The sequence below is a fragment of the Kordiimonas marina genome, from assembly GCF_023006325.1.
Taxonomy (GTDB): Bacteria; Pseudomonadota; Alphaproteobacteria; order Sphingomonadales; family Kordiimonadaceae; genus Kordiimonas; species Kordiimonas marina.
In genome coordinates this window covers 230,562-248,062 of sequence record NZ_JAINDF010000004.1, presented here as the reverse complement: position 1 = coordinate 248,062, position 17,501 = coordinate 230,562, and the positions used below count along the sequence as shown (strand labels likewise).

Annotated in this window: 19 protein-coding genes; 11 read left to right on the top strand and 8 right to left on the bottom strand. The window is 59.8% G+C overall.

Going from position 1 to position 17,501, the window contains the following annotated elements; all coding sequences use genetic code 11:
• The first annotated feature begins 104 nt into the window (after window positions 1–104).
• Both K6118_RS10540 and K6118_RS10535 read left to right on the top strand, forming a co-directional pair.
• Window positions 105–470: an ArsR/SmtB family transcription factor gene (locus tag K6118_RS10540; RefSeq protein ID WP_247120311.1), complete on the top strand. Its 366-nt coding sequence runs from the start codon at window positions 105–107 to the stop codon at window positions 468–470.
• A complete protein-coding gene (locus K6118_RS10535; protein ID WP_247120310.1) occupies window positions 445–948 on the top strand; it encodes an SRPBCC family protein in 504 nt (167 codons plus the stop codon). Before K6118_RS10540 ends, K6118_RS10535 begins: the two co-directional genes overlap by 26 nt.
• A gap of 61 nt (window positions 949–1,009) precedes the next feature.
• On the opposite strand, the gene K6118_RS10530 is transcribed toward K6118_RS10535, so the two are convergent.
• Entirely contained in the window at window positions 1,010–1,690 is a 681-nt protein-coding gene (locus K6118_RS10530) for a CatB-related O-acetyltransferase (protein ID WP_425531547.1), read from the bottom strand.
• 255 nt (window positions 1,691–1,945) lie between these two features.
• Between K6118_RS10530 and K6118_RS10525 the strand changes: the two genes are divergently transcribed.
• From K6118_RS10525 to K6118_RS10505, 5 genes are all read left to right on the top strand, one after another.
• Complete coding sequence (locus K6118_RS10525; RefSeq protein WP_247120308.1) at window positions 1,946–2,428, top strand: MarR family winged helix-turn-helix transcriptional regulator; 483 nt, start codon at window positions 1,946–1,948, stop codon at window positions 2,426–2,428.
• 3 nt (window positions 2,429–2,431) lie between these two features.
• A complete protein-coding gene (locus K6118_RS10520; RefSeq protein WP_247120307.1) occupies window positions 2,432–3,190 on the top strand; it encodes an enoyl-CoA hydratase in 759 nt (252 codons plus the stop codon).
• 68 nt (window positions 3,191–3,258) lie between these two features.
• Window positions 3,259–3,672, top strand: a complete 414-nt coding sequence (locus K6118_RS10515; protein ID WP_247120306.1) for a globin domain-containing protein — start codon at window positions 3,259–3,261, stop codon at window positions 3,670–3,672.
• 168 nt (window positions 3,673–3,840) lie between these two features.
• Window positions 3,841–5,052: an MFS transporter gene (locus tag K6118_RS10510; RefSeq protein ID WP_247120305.1), complete on the top strand. Its 1,212-nt coding sequence runs from the start codon at window positions 3,841–3,843 to the stop codon at window positions 5,050–5,052.
• A gap of 66 nt (window positions 5,053–5,118) precedes the next feature.
• Window positions 5,119–6,147 carry an aminoglycoside phosphotransferase family protein gene (locus tag K6118_RS10505; protein WP_247120304.1) on the top strand — a complete coding sequence of 343 codons (1,029 nt, stop codon included), beginning with the start codon at window positions 5,119–5,121 and terminating at the stop codon, window positions 6,145–6,147.
• Here the strand turns inward: K6118_RS10505 and K6118_RS10500 are convergent.
• Both K6118_RS10500 and K6118_RS10495 read right to left on the bottom strand, forming a co-directional pair.
• Complete coding sequence (locus tag K6118_RS10500; RefSeq protein WP_247120303.1) at window positions 6,138–7,292, bottom strand: glycosyltransferase family 4 protein; 1,155 nt, start codon at window positions 7,290–7,292, stop codon at window positions 6,138–6,140. The genes K6118_RS10505 and K6118_RS10500 overlap by 10 nt on opposite strands.
• 34 nt (window positions 7,293–7,326) lie before the next feature.
• On the bottom strand, window positions 7,327–8,184 hold the full coding sequence (locus tag K6118_RS10495) for a universal stress protein (protein WP_247120302.1): 858 nt from the start codon (window positions 8,182–8,184) through the stop codon (window positions 7,327–7,329).
• 124 nt (window positions 8,185–8,308) lie between these two features.
• On the opposite strand from K6118_RS10495, the gene K6118_RS10490 reads away from it, so the two are divergent.
• The 3 genes from K6118_RS10490 (at window position 8,309) to K6118_RS17545 (ending at window position 10,741) form a co-directional block, all read left to right on the top strand.
• A complete protein-coding gene (locus K6118_RS10490) occupies window positions 8,309–8,644 on the top strand; it encodes a PepSY domain-containing protein (RefSeq protein WP_247120301.1) in 336 nt (111 codons plus the stop codon).
• A gap of 67 nt (window positions 8,645–8,711) precedes the next feature.
• A complete protein-coding gene (locus K6118_RS10485) occupies window positions 8,712–9,383 on the top strand; it encodes a response regulator transcription factor (protein WP_247120300.1) in 672 nt (223 codons plus the stop codon).
• Window positions 9,380–10,741, top strand: coding sequence for an ATP-binding protein (locus K6118_RS17545; protein ID WP_247120299.1), 1,362 nt, complete (start codon window positions 9,380–9,382; stop codon window positions 10,739–10,741). Before K6118_RS10485 ends, K6118_RS17545 begins: the two co-directional genes overlap by 4 nt.
• A 7-nt stretch (window positions 10,742–10,748) precedes the next feature.
• On the opposite strand, the gene K6118_RS10475 is transcribed toward K6118_RS17545, so the two are convergent.
• Window positions 10,749–11,150, bottom strand: coding sequence for a DUF423 domain-containing protein (locus tag K6118_RS10475; protein ID WP_247120298.1), 402 nt, complete (start codon window positions 11,148–11,150; stop codon window positions 10,749–10,751).
• A 593-nt stretch (window positions 11,151–11,743) separates the two neighbouring features.
• Here K6118_RS10475 and K6118_RS10470 point away from each other — a divergent pair.
• Window positions 11,744–13,441, top strand: a complete 1,698-nt coding sequence (locus K6118_RS10470) for a response regulator (protein ID WP_247120297.1) — start codon at window positions 11,744–11,746, stop codon at window positions 13,439–13,441.
• Here K6118_RS10470 and K6118_RS10465 read toward each other — a convergent pair.
• The 4 genes from K6118_RS10465 to K6118_RS10450 all read right to left on the bottom strand — a co-directional run bounded on the left by K6118_RS10465 (window position 13,338) and on the right by K6118_RS10450 (window position 17,344).
• Complete coding sequence (locus K6118_RS10465) at window positions 13,338–13,775, bottom strand: universal stress protein (RefSeq protein WP_247120296.1); 438 nt, start codon at window positions 13,773–13,775, stop codon at window positions 13,338–13,340. The genes K6118_RS10470 and K6118_RS10465 overlap by 104 nt on opposite strands.
• 72 nt (window positions 13,776–13,847) lie before the next feature.
• On the bottom strand, window positions 13,848–15,476 hold the full coding sequence (locus tag K6118_RS10460; RefSeq protein ID WP_247120295.1) for a GMC family oxidoreductase: 1,629 nt from the start codon (window positions 15,474–15,476) through the stop codon (window positions 13,848–13,850).
• 1 nt (window position 15,477) lies between these two features.
• Window positions 15,478–16,836 (bottom strand): cytochrome P450, encoded by a 1,359-nt coding sequence (locus K6118_RS10455; RefSeq protein ID WP_247120294.1) that lies wholly within the window; start codon window positions 16,834–16,836, stop codon window positions 15,478–15,480.
• A 175-nt stretch (window positions 16,837–17,011) separates the two neighbouring features.
• Window positions 17,012–17,344 carry an energy transducer TonB gene (locus K6118_RS10450; RefSeq protein WP_247120293.1) on the bottom strand — a complete coding sequence of 111 codons (333 nt, stop codon included), beginning with the start codon at window positions 17,342–17,344 and terminating at the stop codon, window positions 17,012–17,014.
• Between the last annotated feature and the right edge of the window lie 157 nt (window positions 17,345–17,501).

Genomic DNA, 17,501 nt, shown 5'->3' with positions numbered 1-17,501 from the left:
AACGTCGGACAAGGGTGAAAGCCAGATATGGCGTGACCCAAAAAGTTAGCCAATTGTGAAAGTATTGCTTGACGATCGCTGTGTGATGGCTAATAGTTTCCGTCATGGCTAAGTATATAACAGATTTGGATAGAGCATTTTCCGCGCTCGCGGATCCGACAAGGCGGGCGATCGTCAGTCGTCTGTGTGATGGACCGAAATCCGTGAGCGAACTTTCTGAGCCATTCGAAATAGCTCTGCCATCGCTGCTCAAGCATGTGCGGGTTCTTGAGCAGAGCGGGCTCATCAGTTCTGAGAAAATTGGACGCGTTCGAACCTGCAAGATTGAACCGCACGCCCTTCATGCGACCGAAGCGTGGATACAGCAGCATATTTCGGCCTGGGAGCAACGCCTCGATCGCATGGAAGCCCACATTGAAAGCATGAAGCGCGAGGATAAAGACTATGAGCAACCCATCAAAGAAACCTGATTCGGCCTGGCGAGACTGGCCGATAGACCGTGAAATTGTCTTGAGCCGCGTCATCGATGCGCCACGGAGCATGGTTTATGCCGCCTGGGCGGACCCGGAACAAATAGGAAAGTGGTTTGGGCCGGAAGGCTTTGTGATCGAAACCAAAAAGATCGAGCTAACCCCGGGCGGGGCCTGGCGGTTTGATATGATCGCACCCGATGGCACGCGCTACAGTAACCGAATGGTTTTTCTTTCTATGGAGGCCCCGGCACGTATTGAAGTCGAACATGGTGCGGATCAGGACAACGACCCGGGAAAATTCAGGATGCTTGTTACCTTTGATGAACAAAGCAACGGCAAAACCGTCCTCACCCTCCGTCAAATGCATCCGTCCAAGGGGCGCCGGGATGAGAAGATGGGCTTTGGTGCTGTCGAATATGGCGGGCAGACGCTGGATAAGCTCGCGCTCCATGTTGCCAAGCTCGGGGGCAAATAAACGAACGGGTCTGCAAATCCGACATTGACGGGCATAGCGTGAATGTCGGATCGCAGGCTGGCTATGGCCGGGCCATAAAACCTTTTTGCGGTGTTGTGGCCGTGCGTGTGAGCATGTCCACGTTCCCTGCCATTAGGGCGGAGATGTTGGCGGTGATTTTCTCGATCGGCCAATCCCACCAGGCAAGCGCGAGCAGGCGGCGTATTGTCTCCTCGTCATAGCGCATACGGATCACTTTGGCCGGGTTTCCTCCCACGATGGCATAGGGTGGGATGTCTTCGGTCACCACCGACCCCGCCGCGACGATTGCGCCGTGCCCGATGGTGACGCCGGGCATCACCAGCGTCCGGAACCCAAGCCAGACATCATGCCCCACCACGGTGTCGCCGCGGCCGGGCAGGTCCATCAACAAGTCCATATGCTCAGCCCACGCACCACCCATGATCGGGAAAGGGAAGGTGGAAGGGCCGTCCATCCGGTGGTTGGCGCCGTTCATGATGAAGGTCGTTCCTGTGGCGAAAGCGCAAAAGCGGCCGATCGCTAGCCGGTCACCTGAGGCTTCATAATGATAGAGGACATTGCGCTCCTGAAACAGGTCAGGCCGGTCCGGGTCATCATAATAGCTATAGTCCCCGGCCTCGACATGCGGGCCTTTGAGGACGGATTTCAGGAACACCACGCGGTCGGTGTGCGCAAGCGGATAACGAACATTGGGATCGGGTGCGCCAAGCGTGGCGCCCATGGAAGAAACAGGCATCGCAGAACCTCATAAAACGGATATGGCAAAAGTCATCGCCACGACCGGCCGGCAAGCGGCGGGGGTGGCGGGTTCAGCGTGCTTTGTTCATGGGCAGGGCGCTCCTTTTCTGATCCACCCTATATAAGCGGCAGGGCACAGTGTCGCAAGTCTTCCTGCATGGGGGCTGAAAAGGCTTGCATTCGGCATTTCATTCGTATACGAACATAATCCAGTTAGATCGTATACGAATGAAATGCCATGGCTGACCCCAAGATTTTCCATCTGCTGCACATGAGCCACCGGGCGGTTTTCCGCGCGGCAGACCGGGTCTTGACGGCGCGCTTCGGCGTGACGGCCGGGCAGCATGGCCTGCTTCTGTACCTAAGCCGGAACGACGGTGCCGCCCAGGGGGCTGCCGCGCAGGCGCTTGGCCTTAAGGGCGCGTCCATGTCCGGTCTTGTCGACCGGATGGAAGCTAAGGGGCTGGTCGAACGGCGGCCCAGCGAAACCGACAAACGGGCTTATGGCCTGCACCTGACGGCCGAAGGGGCGGCGCTTGTGGAGGCCACAGGCCCCTTGATCAAGGAAACCAATGCGCAATTGCTCGCCGGGTATTCGGCGGAGGACCGTGCGCGGATCGGGACGTTCCTCGAGGATGTGATCCGCCGTGCCGACGCCTTCGATGCCGAGGCGCTTCATGATGATACGGGCGAACAGCCTGCCAACCAAAAGAGAGGATAGCCCATGACCGACCAAGTGATTACCGAGATCAACAACCGCGTGCTGACCATTACCTTCAATCGGCCGGACAAGAAAAATGCGCTCACCCACGCCATGTATGCCAAGGCGGGTGATGCCATCCGGGATGCGGCTGAGGATGACGGTGTCCGGGCTATCCTGATCACCGGGGCGGGGGACGCATTTACGTCGGGCAATGACCTGGCCGACTTCCGCGATACGCCGCCGATTGGCACCGACACGCCGGTCAGGCGGTTTCTGGATGCGCTCGTCTCGGCGGAAAAGCCGATTGTCGCGGCGGTGAACGGGCTCGCGGTCGGCGTGGGGCTGACCATGCTCCTCCATGCGGATATCGTGTATGCGTCCGAGACGGCACTGTTGAGTGCGCCGTTCGTCGACCTCGCGCTGGTGCCGGAAGCGGCGTCATCCCTGCTGCTGCCGGCCCGTGTGGGCCATGCCCGCGCGGCAGAGATTTTCATGCTGGGCAAGCGCGTACCGGCGGATGAAGCGCTCACCATGGGGCTTGTCTCTGCCGTTTATCCGGCTGACGCGCTGATGCCCGCGGCGATGAAGGCGGCGGCAATGCTGGCGGCCAAGGCGCCGAAAGCGCTCAAGCTTACCAAGATGCTGATGCGCGGCGACAAGGATGTCGTCAAAACCCGGATGCATGAGGAAGGCAAATATTTCGGCGAGCAGTTGGTCTCATCCGAAGTGGCGGAAGCCATCACCGCCTTCATGCAGAAGCGTGCCCCCAAGTTTGAGTAAAGCGTACTGAAACCCTAACCGGCGGCACAAAATAAAATAAGGCCGCTTTTTACGACAGCGAGGATACTATGACACCTACAGACATCGAAAAACTGACCAAATCTTTCACCCTTGTGCTTGCGCGGAAAGAAGACTTCGCCGCCAGCTTCTACGCCCGCCTGTTTGAGACCGAACCGGCGGTTCGGCCGCTCTTCAAGTCGGACCTTAAGGCGCAGGGCGCCAAGCTGGTGGCATCGCTTGGGATGATCGTCGCATCCCTCAAGTCCCCGCGGGAGCTGACAGATTATCTTTCCGCCCTTGCCAGGCGTCATAATGGTTATGGGGTTGAACATGCCCATTATGCCGTGGTCGGCAGCGTGTTGATTGCCACGTTCGAAGAAATTCTGGGTACTGCTTTCACCCCGGAATTGAAAAGCTTATGGGGCGCGGCCTATCAGGCTGTTTCGGATGCGATGATTACGGCATCGGCCGCAGCGGCCTGATCCAAAGGGCCGATCTAAGGGGGAAGGCGGGTCCGCAAGAAGGCCCGCCTTTTTTGCTCCGTGACGGTCTCCTGGCTCACAAAAGCGTGCAAATAAATATTATAGAAATGACTTTATAAAATCGCTAATGTCAGCCACCGAACAAATGCCGCAGGGCAGGAGAGGCTTATGAAACTGGCGGAACGGACACACCCTAAATGGGCTACACCGGAAATGTGTCTGGTGCTGATGGCCGGGGCCGCACCGTTCAGCTTTTCCATCTGGATGGCGCTCATCAACAACTTCGCGGTTGAAGCCGCCTCCTTTACCGGTAAGGAGATCGGCATCCTGCAAAGCCTCCGTGAGGTGCCTGGGTTCCTGTCCTTCACTGCGGTGTTCGTGCTTCTGCTCATCCGGGAACAGACCTTCGCGATCCTGTCGCTCCTGACCCTCGGGGTCGGTGTGGCCATCACCGGGGCTTTCCCCAGTGTGCTGGGCATTTATGCCACCGGTGTGTTGATGTCGATCGGCTTCCATTATTATGAAACCATGCAGATGTCCCTAAGCCTGCAGTGGCTGCCGCAGGATGTGGCGCCTAAAGCGCTTGGCAAGCAGATCAGCGCCAAATCGATCGCGTCCATCGGCGCGTACGGCCTGTTGTGGCTGATCCTGAATTTCTTCAACCTGGGCTATGAGTGGCTTTATGCGCTTGGCGGCGGGGTTACGGTTATCGTGGCGCTCTATGTCTGGGCGGTCTTCCCGCGGATCGACGGTGCGGAGGCGCAGCACAAGCATATGGTCTTCCGCAAGCGCTACTGGCTCTACTATGCGCTGACCTTCATGGGCGGGGCGCGGCGGCAGATTTTCATCGTGTTCGCAGGCTTCCTGCTCGTGACCAAATTCGGCTTCAGCGCGGCGGAGGTCAGCGGGCTTTACCTGATCAACCATCTGGTCACCAGCTTCCTGGCGCCCAAGCTCGGCCATCTGGTGATCCGCTTCGGGGAACGCCGGGCGCTTATTTTCGAATATGTCGGCCTTATCCTGGTGTTCAGCGCCTATGCCATGGTGGAAAGCTCCCACGCGGCCGGGGTGGTCTATGTCATCGACCACCTGTTTTTCTCCTTCGCGATCGCGCAGAAAAGCTACCTGCAGAAGATCGCCCACCCCAAGGATATCGCCTCCACCTCCAGCGTCAGCTTCTCCATCAACCATATGGCGGCGGTTGTGATCCCGGCGGTGTTCGGGACCTATCTGTGGGTGGCGTCGCCCGCTTATGTCTTCATCGCGGGCGCGCTGATGGCGGGCGTATCGCTGTTGCTGTCCCTCAATGTGCCGCGCCACCCTGCGCCGGGGGAAGAAGTGCTGTGGGGCCGCATCGCCGCACCGCAGGCTGCGGAATAACAGCCTTTTCATCTTCCTGTTTGCACCGGAATATCCCCGTCCTATAAGACGGGAGGACAAAGGCATATGCGGGAGCGGAAGGGCTGTATGGGCGAGACTGACCACATCATGGACAAACAGGCGTTTCTGGCCGCGCACGGCTGGTCGGGTGCCGATGTTGCCCCCCTGACCCCGGACGCCTCTTTCCGCACCTACGCCCGGCTCACCCGCGGCGATGAAAGCCGGATGCTGATGACGGCACCACCCGCGCAGGAAAACCTGCCCGCGTACCTTCAGATAACCGAACATCTCCGCGGGCTCGGCCTCAGGGTGCCCAAGGTGGACGCAAGCGACACGGCCGCCGGGCTTGCCCTCATTGAGGATTTCGGCGATGCCACCTTCACCCGCCTGTTGAAGGCGGGGGCGGATGAGCGCGCGCTCTATCTGCTCGCGACCGATGTGCTCCGCGTCCTCCATGCGCACGAGGGTGCCACGGCGATAGACCTGCCGCCCTATGATATGGCCGCACTTATGCGCGAAGTGGACCTGTTTATCGATTGGTTCGTGCCTGCCGTGCGTGGGACGGACGTCACGGACGCCGAGAGGGAAGCTTACCATGCGGCGTGGGCATCTGCCCTGGCCACAGTGGCGGCGAACCGCTCCGCACTCGTCCTCCGGGATTATCATGTCGATAACCTGATGGTGGTGGGGGAGGGCGCGCTCACTGATATAGGCGCCTGTGGCCTTCTGGATTATCAGGATGCGCTAATCGGGTCGCCCGCCTATGACCTGGTCTCGCTTGTTGAGGATGCCCGCCGGGACATCGCGTCGGACATCCGCGCGGCGGTGCTCGAGCATTATTTTGAGGGTATGGCTGCAAAGGACCGTGCCGCGTTTGAAGCCGACATGGCGCTTCTCGGGGCCCAGCGTCACGCCAAGGTGGCCGGTATCTTCGTGCGCCTCAGCCGCCGGGACGGCAAGGATATCTACCTTGTCCACGTGCCGCGGGTACTGGCGCTTCTGGAACGCTGCCTGGAAACCCCGGCGCTTCAGGCCGTGCGGGATGTGATTGAGGAAATCGTGCCGGGCTACAGGGCGCTGCCGCTTCAGTCCTGAGGGTGGCAGGCGAGAAGGTCGAACAGCTGGTCATAAGCTGCGGCCATGGTCTTGATGCCGAAGTTCGCCACAGCTTTCTTTTTGTTGGCCTGGCCGACCAGGGTGCGGGCATCCCGAAGCTCGATCAGGTCCCTGAGGTTGGCGGCTAGCTCCGCCGCCTCGCGGCCTTCCACATAAACGGCGTTCTCTTCGGCCACCATCTGCTTGATATCCCCGACGTCGGTGCTGGCGACGGGCAGGCCAGCCGCCATGGCTTCGATCACCGAAAGCGGCATCTGCTCGGTATCCGAGGAGAGCGCCATGATATCGAAAGCAGGCAGGATAAGTTCGGGTTTCTTGAGCGTCCCGGTGAAGATCACGCGGGATTTGAGGCCAATGCGTTCGGCAAGCATCTTTAGCGCCGACCGGCCGACCCCGTCGCCAATGATTACCAGCTTATAGTCAGGATAATCAGGCGCGATATGGCTGAAGGCCTCGATGAGGCGGCCGATATTCTTTTCGGGCCGAAGCGCTGCGACAGTGCCGATGATCTTGTCTTCAGGCTTTAACCCATGCTCGGCCAGAAGCGCGCCGTCCGCCGGGCGGTCAAAGCGGGCGATATCGATCCCGTTCGGGATATAGTGCAGGCGGTCCGGCCGGATGTGCCAGTTTTCGCGCGCAATCTTTTCCAGCGTGTGGGACGGCACAACCACGGCGCCGGCCGCACGGTAGGCGAAGCCACGCATCAGCTTGCGGCTCAGCCGTTCCTCGGCCTGCTCATCCGTGCCGAAACCGTCCTGGATATGCATCATCGGGCTGAGGGGCGCGAACCGGTTGGCCAGCGCCCATTCGATGCTGCCCCAATTATAGGTGACAAGAAGGTCGGGTTTGACCGCCCTCAGGATACGGCGGCAGGTCCGCGCGGCCTGCCAAAGGCTGCCTTTGGGAATAGCCTCGGCATCAAGCTGCTCGACCGCACCCGCGCGGATCAGCGACAGGGCATCATAGCAGCCGTCCATGGCATAGACCGTGTGCCGGAAATCCTTGCCGTCAGCGGCAAGTGCCGCGAACCGCCGCTGGGACCCGCCAATTTCAAAGGACGGAAAAACATGAAGAATATGGCAAGGCACCATGGTGCTCCGGTCATGAAGACTGTCGCGTACCATAGTGCCTGATCATAGCGGAGGATCAAGTCTTCCGTTAGTGGCTCATGAAAATCGGCCGGGTAAAGTTGCTGACCAGCCAGCGGGTAACGCCGCCCAAAATCATTTCGCGCCAGCGCGAGTGCGAATAAGCGCCGATGACCATGAGGTCGGCGTTGATGTCCTCCGCGATGCTGGCGAGCTGCTCGCCGACAGGCACGCCGCTGCTTTCGCGTTTGTCGGCGTGGGCGTTGATGCCGTGGTCGGCCAGATAGCTGCAGATATCATCGATACCCGGCCGTTCTTCATCGATATCACCGAGTTGGACGACGGTGACCTTTTCGGCGTTCTGCATCAGGGGCAGGGCGCTGCCGACCGCCCGGGCGCCTTCGGCCCGGCCGTTCCAGGCGACCATCACATGGCGGTCCACCGGGCCTTCATAATCCTTCGGCACCATCAGAACGGACCGGCCGGAGCGGAACAGAAGGTCGTGGAACACATCTTCGGTATCGGGCACGTTGCTGTCCGGCTGCAGGCACACGGCCAAATCCGCGGTGCGGGCGCTGCGGCCGACAATGTCGCCGATGTCACCGGTGATCACGCGCCAGACCGCTTTGGCACCATCGGCTTTCTCGCCGGGCTTGCCGATTTTGATGCCGCACGCGCCCATGGCCTCGGTGAAGGCTTTCTCAGCGGCTTCGGCATGGAGGCGGCCTTCGCGCTCAGCATTGTCACACAGGGTCTGGATCATCTCTGCCGTCAGGCCTTCACCCATGAAGGGGATCGCAGAGCGCGGGTCCGGCCGGACAAACAGCCCGGTCAAGGTCGCCCGGAATTGTTGGGCGAGGTTGCTTGCGACCCGCGTCACGGCCTCATGGGCGACATGGCTGGTCAAGGGCAGAAGGATGGATTTCATGGTGTGCTCCCCGGCATCGGTGTTGTTGGTGACTGAAAATAACCTCTTGATAAATGTCGATCTTTGATCAGAGTCAAAGCTGGTTCATGACCCGTTCAGCGCAGAACCCCTACGAGTATACCTTATGAAACGGATAATTTGGATTCTGCTGTTTTGTTTTGCCATCTCGATCCTTGAGGCCGGGGGAACAGCAGCATTCGCCTTCGCGCCGCCCAAGAAATACCATGGCCAGGAAGACGAACATGACGAAGCGCTCGATGCCACCCGTCATGGCGATATCCTGCCTTATTGGCGTATTCGGCGTATGGTTGAGGACCGGCTGGACGGTAAAATCGTGGGGCAGAAGCTACGCCGCACCAATCAGGGCTGGCAGTATGACCTGCGGGTTAGGCGTAAGGACGGTAAGGTGCTGGTGGCGATCGTGAATGCCGCCACCGGGGCCATCATCAGTGTCCGGTAGCGTGCTTGGCTAATAACAAAATGACGACAACCATGACGGCAAACGACAACAAGAGGAGAGGTGGATCATGCGGGTCCTGATCGTGGAAGATGATGCGACATTGTCGGAACAGATGCGTCAAAGCCTGGCGGATGCCGGCTATGCGGTCGACCTCGCCGACAATGGCGAGGATGGGCATTTTCTGGGCGATACCGAACCCTATGATGCCGTGATTCTGGACCTCGGCCTGCCGATCATGGACGGCACTAGTATCCTGAGGAAATGGCGCACGGATGGCCGCGACATGCCGGTACTGATCCTGACAGCGCGGGACGGCTGGACCGACAAGGTCGAAGGCCTGGACGCCGGGGCGGACGATTATCTGACCAAGCCTTTCATCATGGAGGAGCTGCTGGCGCGCCTGCGCGCGCTCATCCGCCGTTCGGCCGGGCAATCGAGCCCGCAGATCAGCTGCGGTCCCGTGATGCTCGATACCCGCAACGGCCGGGTCAGCGTTGACGGTCACCCGGTCAAGCTGACGGCGCAGGAATTCAAGCTGCTGTCTTACCTCATGCACCATGAGGGCAAGGTGGTCTCCCGCACGGAGCTGACAGAACATATCTACGACCAGGATTTCGACCGCGATTCAAACACCATTGAGGTGTTCGTCAACCGCATCCGCAAAAAGCTCGATGTGCCGATCATCAGCACGGTGCGCGGGCTTGGCTACCGGTTGGAATGGCAAGAGGAGGAGGCGTGAGGGCACGCATCTCGCAGTTTTTCCGGACGCTGACCGGACGGCTTCTGCTGTCGGCCTTCTTTTGGTCGGCGGCGGCGCTTGCCGTCGGCGGGCTGTCGCTTTCCTATGCGTTCCGGGATTATGTGCTCTCCGACGTCGACCAGAAGCTGGAAATGCTTTTGGATACGATGGTCGGCATCAGCGAGATTTCGCCTGAAGGTGTGCTCCGTTTCAACAGGCCGCTGTTCGACCAGCGCTTTGCCACGCCCTATTCGGGCTGGTACTGGCAGATTTCCGAAGCGGGGCAGCAACCGTTCCGCTCCCGCTCGCTGTGGGATTTCGAGCTGACGCCGGACATGTCCAAGCGGATATTCTCGCTGAAATATTCCGAGGTTGAAGGGCCGGACGGTCAACGCCTCCGCGTGGCCGAACGGGATATCATCCTGCCGGAAGCAGACCGTATCTTCCGCTATCAGGTCGCGACCGACACGGCGGAGGTCCGGGCGGCGATCGCCCGCTTCAACTGGCTGCTTCTGGGGGCTTTGGCGCTCATTATGGTGACGGTGTCGCTGGCGCTGGTGATCCAGGTGGCTTATGGCCTCCGGCCGCTTCGGTCCTTGGGGCGCAAGCTTGCCGGGGTGCGGGCCGGGAAGGACAGCCGCCTTGATGGCGCCTGGCCCGAGGACCTGCGCCCGCTCGCCCAGGAGATCAATGCCCTCATCGACCAGAATGAAAAGCTGGTGGCACGGGCCCGCACCCATGTGGGCAACCTGGCGCACGCGCTTAAAACGCCGCTCAGCGTCATCATGAATGAGGCTGAAAACCTGCCGGAGAAAAGCGCCACCACCATCAGCCGGCAGACGCGGGAAATCCGCGAACATATCGACCATCACCTGAAACGCGCCCGGATCGCCGGGGGTGGCTCTGGGCCGGGGCTTGCCGTCAAGGAACGGCTGGAGAAGCTGGCCCGCGCCATTAGTCGGCTCAACCAGGACAAGGGGCTCTCGATCGAGCTTGAATGTCCCGACGGCCTGATGTTCGATGGTGAACGGGAGGATTTTGACGAAATCCTCGGCAATGTGGTCGATAACGCCGGAAAATGGGCCGTCTCCCATGTGACCATCAGTGCCCGCAAGCTGGAAGACAGTCCACGGCGCCAGTTCCTGGAAATTCGTGTTGAGGATGATGGGCCGGGGGTGCCGGAAGACCAGCGTGAGGTGTTGTTCGAACGTGGCCGCCGCCTTGATGAACGGGTGCCGGGCACGGGGCTAGGCCTCGCCATCGTGCGCGATATTGTCGAGATGTATGGCGGCAGCGCTTATATGGATGCGGCCTCGCTTGGCGGCTTGGCTGTGGTCGTGCGCCTGCCGGCGAAATAAGGCTCGCCTATGTTTCCCGGGCCTTGAGGCCCGCAGCCGCCAGCATGGCCCAGCCTGCCATCAAAAGCGTTCCGCCAAGCGGGGGAAGCCAGTGCAACGGCCCCAGGCTGCCGGGCCCAAGCGCCGCAAGCCAATAGAGACTGCCGGAAAAACACAGGATACCAGCCTGAAAAGCGAGCCCCGCCCGGCTGGCCCAGCGTTGGCTTGCTGGTGTTTGTGCCAGCATGGCGATGACACCTGTCAGGAGAAGCGCCAGGGCATGGAAAAGATGGAATTCGCTCCCCTGTTTAAACAGCTGAATAGCGTGCTCCCCCAATCGGGAGGGAAGGGCATGTGCGCCGACCGCGGACAGAATGGTCGCTAAAAGGCCGTTGCCTGCGCCTAGGGCAATCAGTATTCCGGGCCGCATCGGCTATTCTCCTTTCAGGGGATGGATATGATGCGGCCGATCATACGGTGCGTGCAGGCAGGATCAAGCGGCATGTTCCTATGCGGTGACCCGGATATTCCGCGCGTTCCAATGGGATACCCCGCACTTTATGGTCGCTGATTTAATCCCCTATAGGGTGCATTCAGGGGCGCGGGTAAGAAAGGCCTGTGTGAACAGGATAATGCCAATTAATAGTGTATCAAAATGGAACATGTTCGGAATTTGGTAAATATTTATTAACCACAATTTGGTATACATGACTGTTTTTATTTGATTTTGTTTTTTCTGCAATTGCGGCGAAGGCAATAAATCCATATACTGACTACACCGATGGTTGTTTGGGGCCATCAAAAGCATAGATCGTTTTTGTGGCTTCAGAAAGAAAGCCGATGGGGTTGAGGAGACGGTCACCGACCAGGACTTTCGGTATGTGCCGATGTCGGTTGGGCTTGCTTGGTAGGCGGATCAGAATGCTATCCGATCACCAGACAAGGGGCTGAAAAAACACTTGTTCACCGCTTTTGGGGAGGGGTGGACAAAGTTGGATTACGCTTGCTTGTAAGGAGATGCGTGTGCTGCAAGAGATCGTCAACAATGCCAATATGGGATTTGTTGTAGTTGGCCCCGACCTGGATGTTCGCCTGTGGAACAAATGGATGACCCAGGTGACCGGCGTTGAAGCCGAGGTCGCCTATTGCCGCAGCCTGCCAGATTTATTGCCCGCCTTTCATGATCGCGGCCTTCTCGAATATATCGAGAAAGCGCTCCAGAAAGGGATGTCCTCCACGCTTTCCCCGCGGGATACGCAGGATGTAATGCCGATTGGGCCGGTCGAGGTGATGGTCCAGCCGCTGCGCTCCAAGCCTCATCTGCACTCTCTGAAGCCTGTCAGTGAAATGATGGCGGACCCTTTGTGCCTGATCCAGTTCAAAAGCCGGTCCGGGGCTGTGGCGCCCGCGCGCGGTGCAGAGAGTGCTTCTGTTGCTGATGTAACGGGGCAGGTGGGCGAAACGCAGCAGGCACGGCTGCAATTCTTGGCCACTGTCAGCCACCAGATCAGGACGCCTGTCAATGGTGTTCTCGGCGTGACCGAACTTCTTGCCGCCACGCAATTGTCGACGGATCAGCGCAAATATGTCGACCTGATTGCCAAGTCGGGCCAGGCGCTCCTGAATTTCATCAATGAAATGGCCGACCTGTCGAACCTTGAAGCCGGCCTGGTCCAGCTAGAGACGCGCCCGGCCGACCTGCCGTCGCTGATGCAGGAGGTGATGGACCTGTTCGCGACCGCAGGCTCCCACAAGGGTGTCAAGGCCGTGATGGAGCTTTCCTCCGACCTGCCGCGCCACGTCAGGACCGACGCGCAGAAGCTGCGCCAGATCCTGGTCAATCTTCTGGGGAATGCCTTCAAGTTCACCGACAAGGGCCGTGTGACCCTTGAGGCTCATACGGCCGAAACCGGGGGCGACACATTCCTCAATATCTCGGTCTCCGATACCGGGGTCGGTATTCCGAAGGAACGCATCGGCGGCTTGTTCGAGAAGCTTTCGATGGATGTCCGCGGCGGCGCGCGGCTTTATAACCGCATGGGGCTGGGGCTTTATCTCTGCAAGGAGCTGATCGACCTGTTCGGGGGTGAGATCAGTGTCCGCAGCACGCTCGGGCAGGGGTCAACCTTCATGGTTCGCATCCCGATAGATGTGGTGGAGAAAGCCGCGCCTGAGCAGGCCGAGTCTGACGAAATCGAGGTCCGCGCAGACGACAATGGCCCGTGGCGCGTACTGGTTGCGGAAGATAACCCGGTCAACCAGGTTCTGTTCCGGAAAACGCTGGAACACCAGGGTCATAAGGTGACCATGGTTGGCAACGGGCAGGAGGCGGTGACCTCGGTTCAGGTGCATGAAACTTTCGATATCATCCTGATGGATATCACCATGCCGGTGATGGACGGCTTGGAAGCAACGTCATTGATCCGGTCGCTCACGGGCACGAAGGGCCGCACGCCAATCCTGGCGCTCACGGCGCATGCGCTTGAAGGCGACCGGGAGAAGTTTCTGGATGCAGGGATGGACGGCTATCAGTCAAAGCCGGTAGAGCCGGGGGCGCTTCTCGACGCGATGACCAACGTCATCCACGCCCACCGGCATAGCTTACGTAGCGATAGCTTTATGGTACCAGGACAACCGGCACGCCGACGGAGTGAGCCAGAGAATTGGCCACGCTCCCAAGAACCAGGTCAGCGACGCGAGAGCGACCGCGCCGACCAATGAACAGCATGTTGGCATGTTCTTCTTTCACCCGGGCTTGGATCGTCTTGACCGGGTGACCCCAGAAATATTCGGCGGAGACGTCTACGCCGCTGCCTTGGTACAGCTTCAGGAGAGGGGCGAGCACTTCGTCGTGGGCAGCGTGCTCCTCTTCAGCTTTTTCAAGCGGACGGTTGTACATTTCCTCAACCGACAGCGGCTGGTAGCCGGACCACGGGATAACGGTGATCATCCGGACTGTCGCGCCGGTTTGTTTGGCCAACGTAACTGCGCGGTCCACGGCGCGGTTTCCCCATTCGCTTCCGTCGACGGCGACCATATAAAGTTGTTTCGACATGACAAGACCTCTCTTTCTCTCGTGGTTTCGCTATTTCCTAGCGCTCACCACACCTTAGCGCCTTGACGCCCGTCAAGCCATAGCGGCTTCACGGGCTTCGGCTTTAATCATGTCGGCGCATTTCTCAGCGATCATGATGGTGGGGGCGTTGGTGTTGCCGCCAATCAGGCGCGGCATCACCGAGGCGTCGACCACGCGCAGGCCTTCGAGCCCGATGACTTTGAGGGTTGGGTCCACCACACTCGCCTTATGGTCGCGCGGGCCCATCGCACAGGTGCCGACAGGGTGATAGATGGTCTCCGCCTTGTCGCGGATGATGGTCTCGGTCGCGCTGTCGTCGTCAATATCCACACCGTGCCAGGGGGCTTTTTCATGCGTGGTGAGGTCCTTGATGGCAGGCTGGGACATCATGCGGCGCACCAGCTTCACGCCTTCACGCATCACGCGCAGGTCTTCAGCCGCATCCAGATAGTTGGGGTCGATGGCGGCGGGCGCCAGCGGGTCGGCACTCGAAAGGCCGATGGTACCGCGGCTGTGCGGCCGGAGCTGGCAGACATGGATACCGAAGCCATGCTCGTGCGGGTCCGCGAACCCGTGCGGCTGGTCGGCCATGCCGAGCATGATGTGGAACTGCACATCCGGGCGTTCCAAGGCCGGGTCGGTCTTGAGGAAGGCGCCGACGGGTGTCACGCAATCCGACAGCATCCCCGGCTTGTGCAGGAACCATTTGATCATCTCGGCGATGCCGCGGTGCGGTGCCTGATAGCGCATGAGCGAGATCGGGTCCTTGAGGTGGGCGTAAACGGTAAGGTCCAGGTGGTCCTGCATGTTCTTGCCGACGCCCTGAAGCTCATGCACCACGGGCAGGCCGACCTTTTGGATCATGTCCGGGTCGCCGATGCCGGAAAGCTGCAGCAGTTGCGGGCTGTTGATGGCGCCGCCGCACAGGATGACCTCACGCCCCGCGTGCCAGGTTTCCACCTTGCCTTTGCGGCTGATTTCCACGCCGGTCACGCGCTTGCCCTTCAGGACGACACGGCGGGCTTGCGCTTCGGTAAGGACCGTCAGGTTTTCCCTGCCCACTGCTTCGGCCAAGTAGGTGCGGCCTGTGCTCTGGCGGCGGCCACCGCGGATGGTCTGGTCGTACCAGCCGACGCCTTCCTGGTTCGGGCCGTTGAAGTCATCGGTGTACGGGAGGCCCATTTCCGATGCGGCGTTCAGGAACGCGGTGTTCAGCGGGTTCTGGGACGTGTGCTGGCTGGTTTTCAGCGGGCCCTTGTCGCTATGGAAATCGTCGGGCTTGCGGTCGCTGCCTTCGGATTTCTTGAAGTAGGGCAGCACGTCATCGAAGGTCCATCCGGTGCAGCCAAGCTGGGCCCATTCGTCATAGTCGCGGGCGTTGCCGCGCACATAGAGAAGGCCGTTGATGGCGGATGAGCCGCCCAGCACCTTGCCGCGCGGCCAGAACAGCTTGCGGCCGTTCAGGTTCTTCTGCGGCTCGGTCCAATAGTTCCAGTTAAATTTGTTGGGGGCGACCACCTTGCCGATAAGGCCGGGCATGTTGATCTGGAGCGCACCATCCTTTTGGCCGGCTTCCAGAAGCAGCACCTTGTTGTTGGGGTCCTCGGTCAGGCGGGCAGCCATGGCACAGCCGGCGGACCCGGCCCCTACGATGATATAATCGAACTTTGTCTCGGGCATGTCAGTCGATCTTTCTTAAGGTCACGGGCAGGCCGTCAACAGGTTTGATGAGCGGCATGATCTGGAAGCGCGTGCTGTAGCCTTCCGGCAGCACGATTTCATAATGCGGCAGCAGGTGGGTCATGATCACCTTAGCCTGCATGTAGGCGAAATGGAGGCCGAGGCACATGTGCGCGCCGCCACCGAACGGTATCCAGGCGAAACGGTGCCGTTCCTTGACCCCGCCTTCGGGCGAGAAGCGCATGGGGTCGAACGTGTCCGGGTCATCCCATACGTCCTTGTCGCGGTGGGAAGCAACGGCGCTGATGCCGACAACCGTGCCCTTGGGGATGCGGTGGCCGGCAAAGTCGACGTCACGGACCGCACGGCGGGGCGTGCCCGGAACCGGCGGGTTGAGCCTGAGGGCTTCCTTGAAGGCATAGTCGGTGAGGACGAGATCCTTCATCTTGTCATAAGGCAGGCGGTCATCATTGAGGCCGAGGCCCTTGATTTCCGCGCGGAGTTTGTCCTGCCACTCGGTATGACGGCCGAGTTCGTAAACCAGTGTGGTGACCGAGCTTGTGATGGTGTCGTGGGCGGCCATCCATAGGAAGATCATATGATCGATGATTTCCTGGTCAGTGAACTGGTTGCCTTCGTCATCCTGGGCTTGGCAGAGCTGGGTGAAAATGTCGGTACCCGGCTTGGTCCGCCGTTCGGGGATCAGCTTGCCGAGGAACTCCACCATGAAGCGGCGGCCCTTGATGCCGCGCGCCATGATAGTGCCGGGGATCGGCACGCGCACGACGCCGATGCTGGCAGCGACCATGTCGGTAAGCGCCTTATTGACCTTCAGGCTGTCCGGTCCGGGCTCCAGGCCAAGGAACACGGTCGTGGCCATGTCGAGCGACAGCTGCTTGATCGCCGTGTAGAAGGCGAAATGCTTCTTGTCGCCCCAGGCCTTGATGCGTTCGGGCATGGCGTCGTTCAGACGCTCCAGATAGCCCTGCATCGGGCCGGTCTTGAAAGCGGCGGCCATGATATGGCGGTGGGCCTTATGCTCATCGAAATCCAGCAGCATCAGCCCGCGCGGGAACAGCTTGCCGATCCACGGCGCCCAGCCCTGTTCTGAGGAGAAATTCTTGCCTTTGTCCATCAGGACAAATTCATTGGCGTCCGGCCCGCACAGGTTGACCGTTTCCGCAAACAGCGTGCGGGCACGGTAAACCGGGCCATAGGTTGACCGCATATAGTCGCCCAGGGCGACCGGGTCTTTGAGCATTCTAAAGGTATGACCGAAGATCGGCATGCCGCGTTCGCCGGGAATGTCTTCCAGACGTGCCGCGCGCGCAGGCGTACCGTGGTCCGCTGTTGCTGTCATAGGTCCCTCCCCCTGGACAGTTACGGATTATACTGAACTCATTAGTCCAGAAAATGACTATAAGGCAGGAATGGGCAGAGTCAAATGGCCAGGAAGCCGTGTGAAAACCTTCCGGGGGATGCAGAAATAGATGACAAATTCCGCCAGTCCGTTTGCTGGCAGGCTTTAACCGCCGTCAGTGCTTGCCGGGGGCAGCCGTTGACGTCAGGCTTGGCACGCGCGTGTAGGTGCAGCTTTCTTTGCCGTCCATGCCGTAGGTAAAGGTCAGGGTCACGTCGGTGCGCCCCGCTTCCTTGCCGTCGGCTAAATAGGCGAAATAGCGCCAGCGCCTGAGCGCAGCCTTCACGAAGTTAGCCATGCCATGGCTGGCTTCCGGGTGTTGGATGCGGATGTTGGTGACGCGTCCGTTCGGTGTGATGTCGAACACAGCGGTTACGCTGCCGGGTTCCGTGCTTTTCTTGGCTTCAAAAGACAGGTTGGGATTGGTGCAGGAAGAAACACGCCACATACCATCCTGTGGCCGTTGTTCTTTCGCCTGTGAAGCCGGTGTAAAAAGAAGCACAATTACTGCTGTGAGAACAAAGCGCATGGTTCAGTCCTCCCCTTCTCCGCCCGCTATAGTATAGTAAACTAGCGCTTAGGTGAAGGCTGAGCCTTTTGGCGTG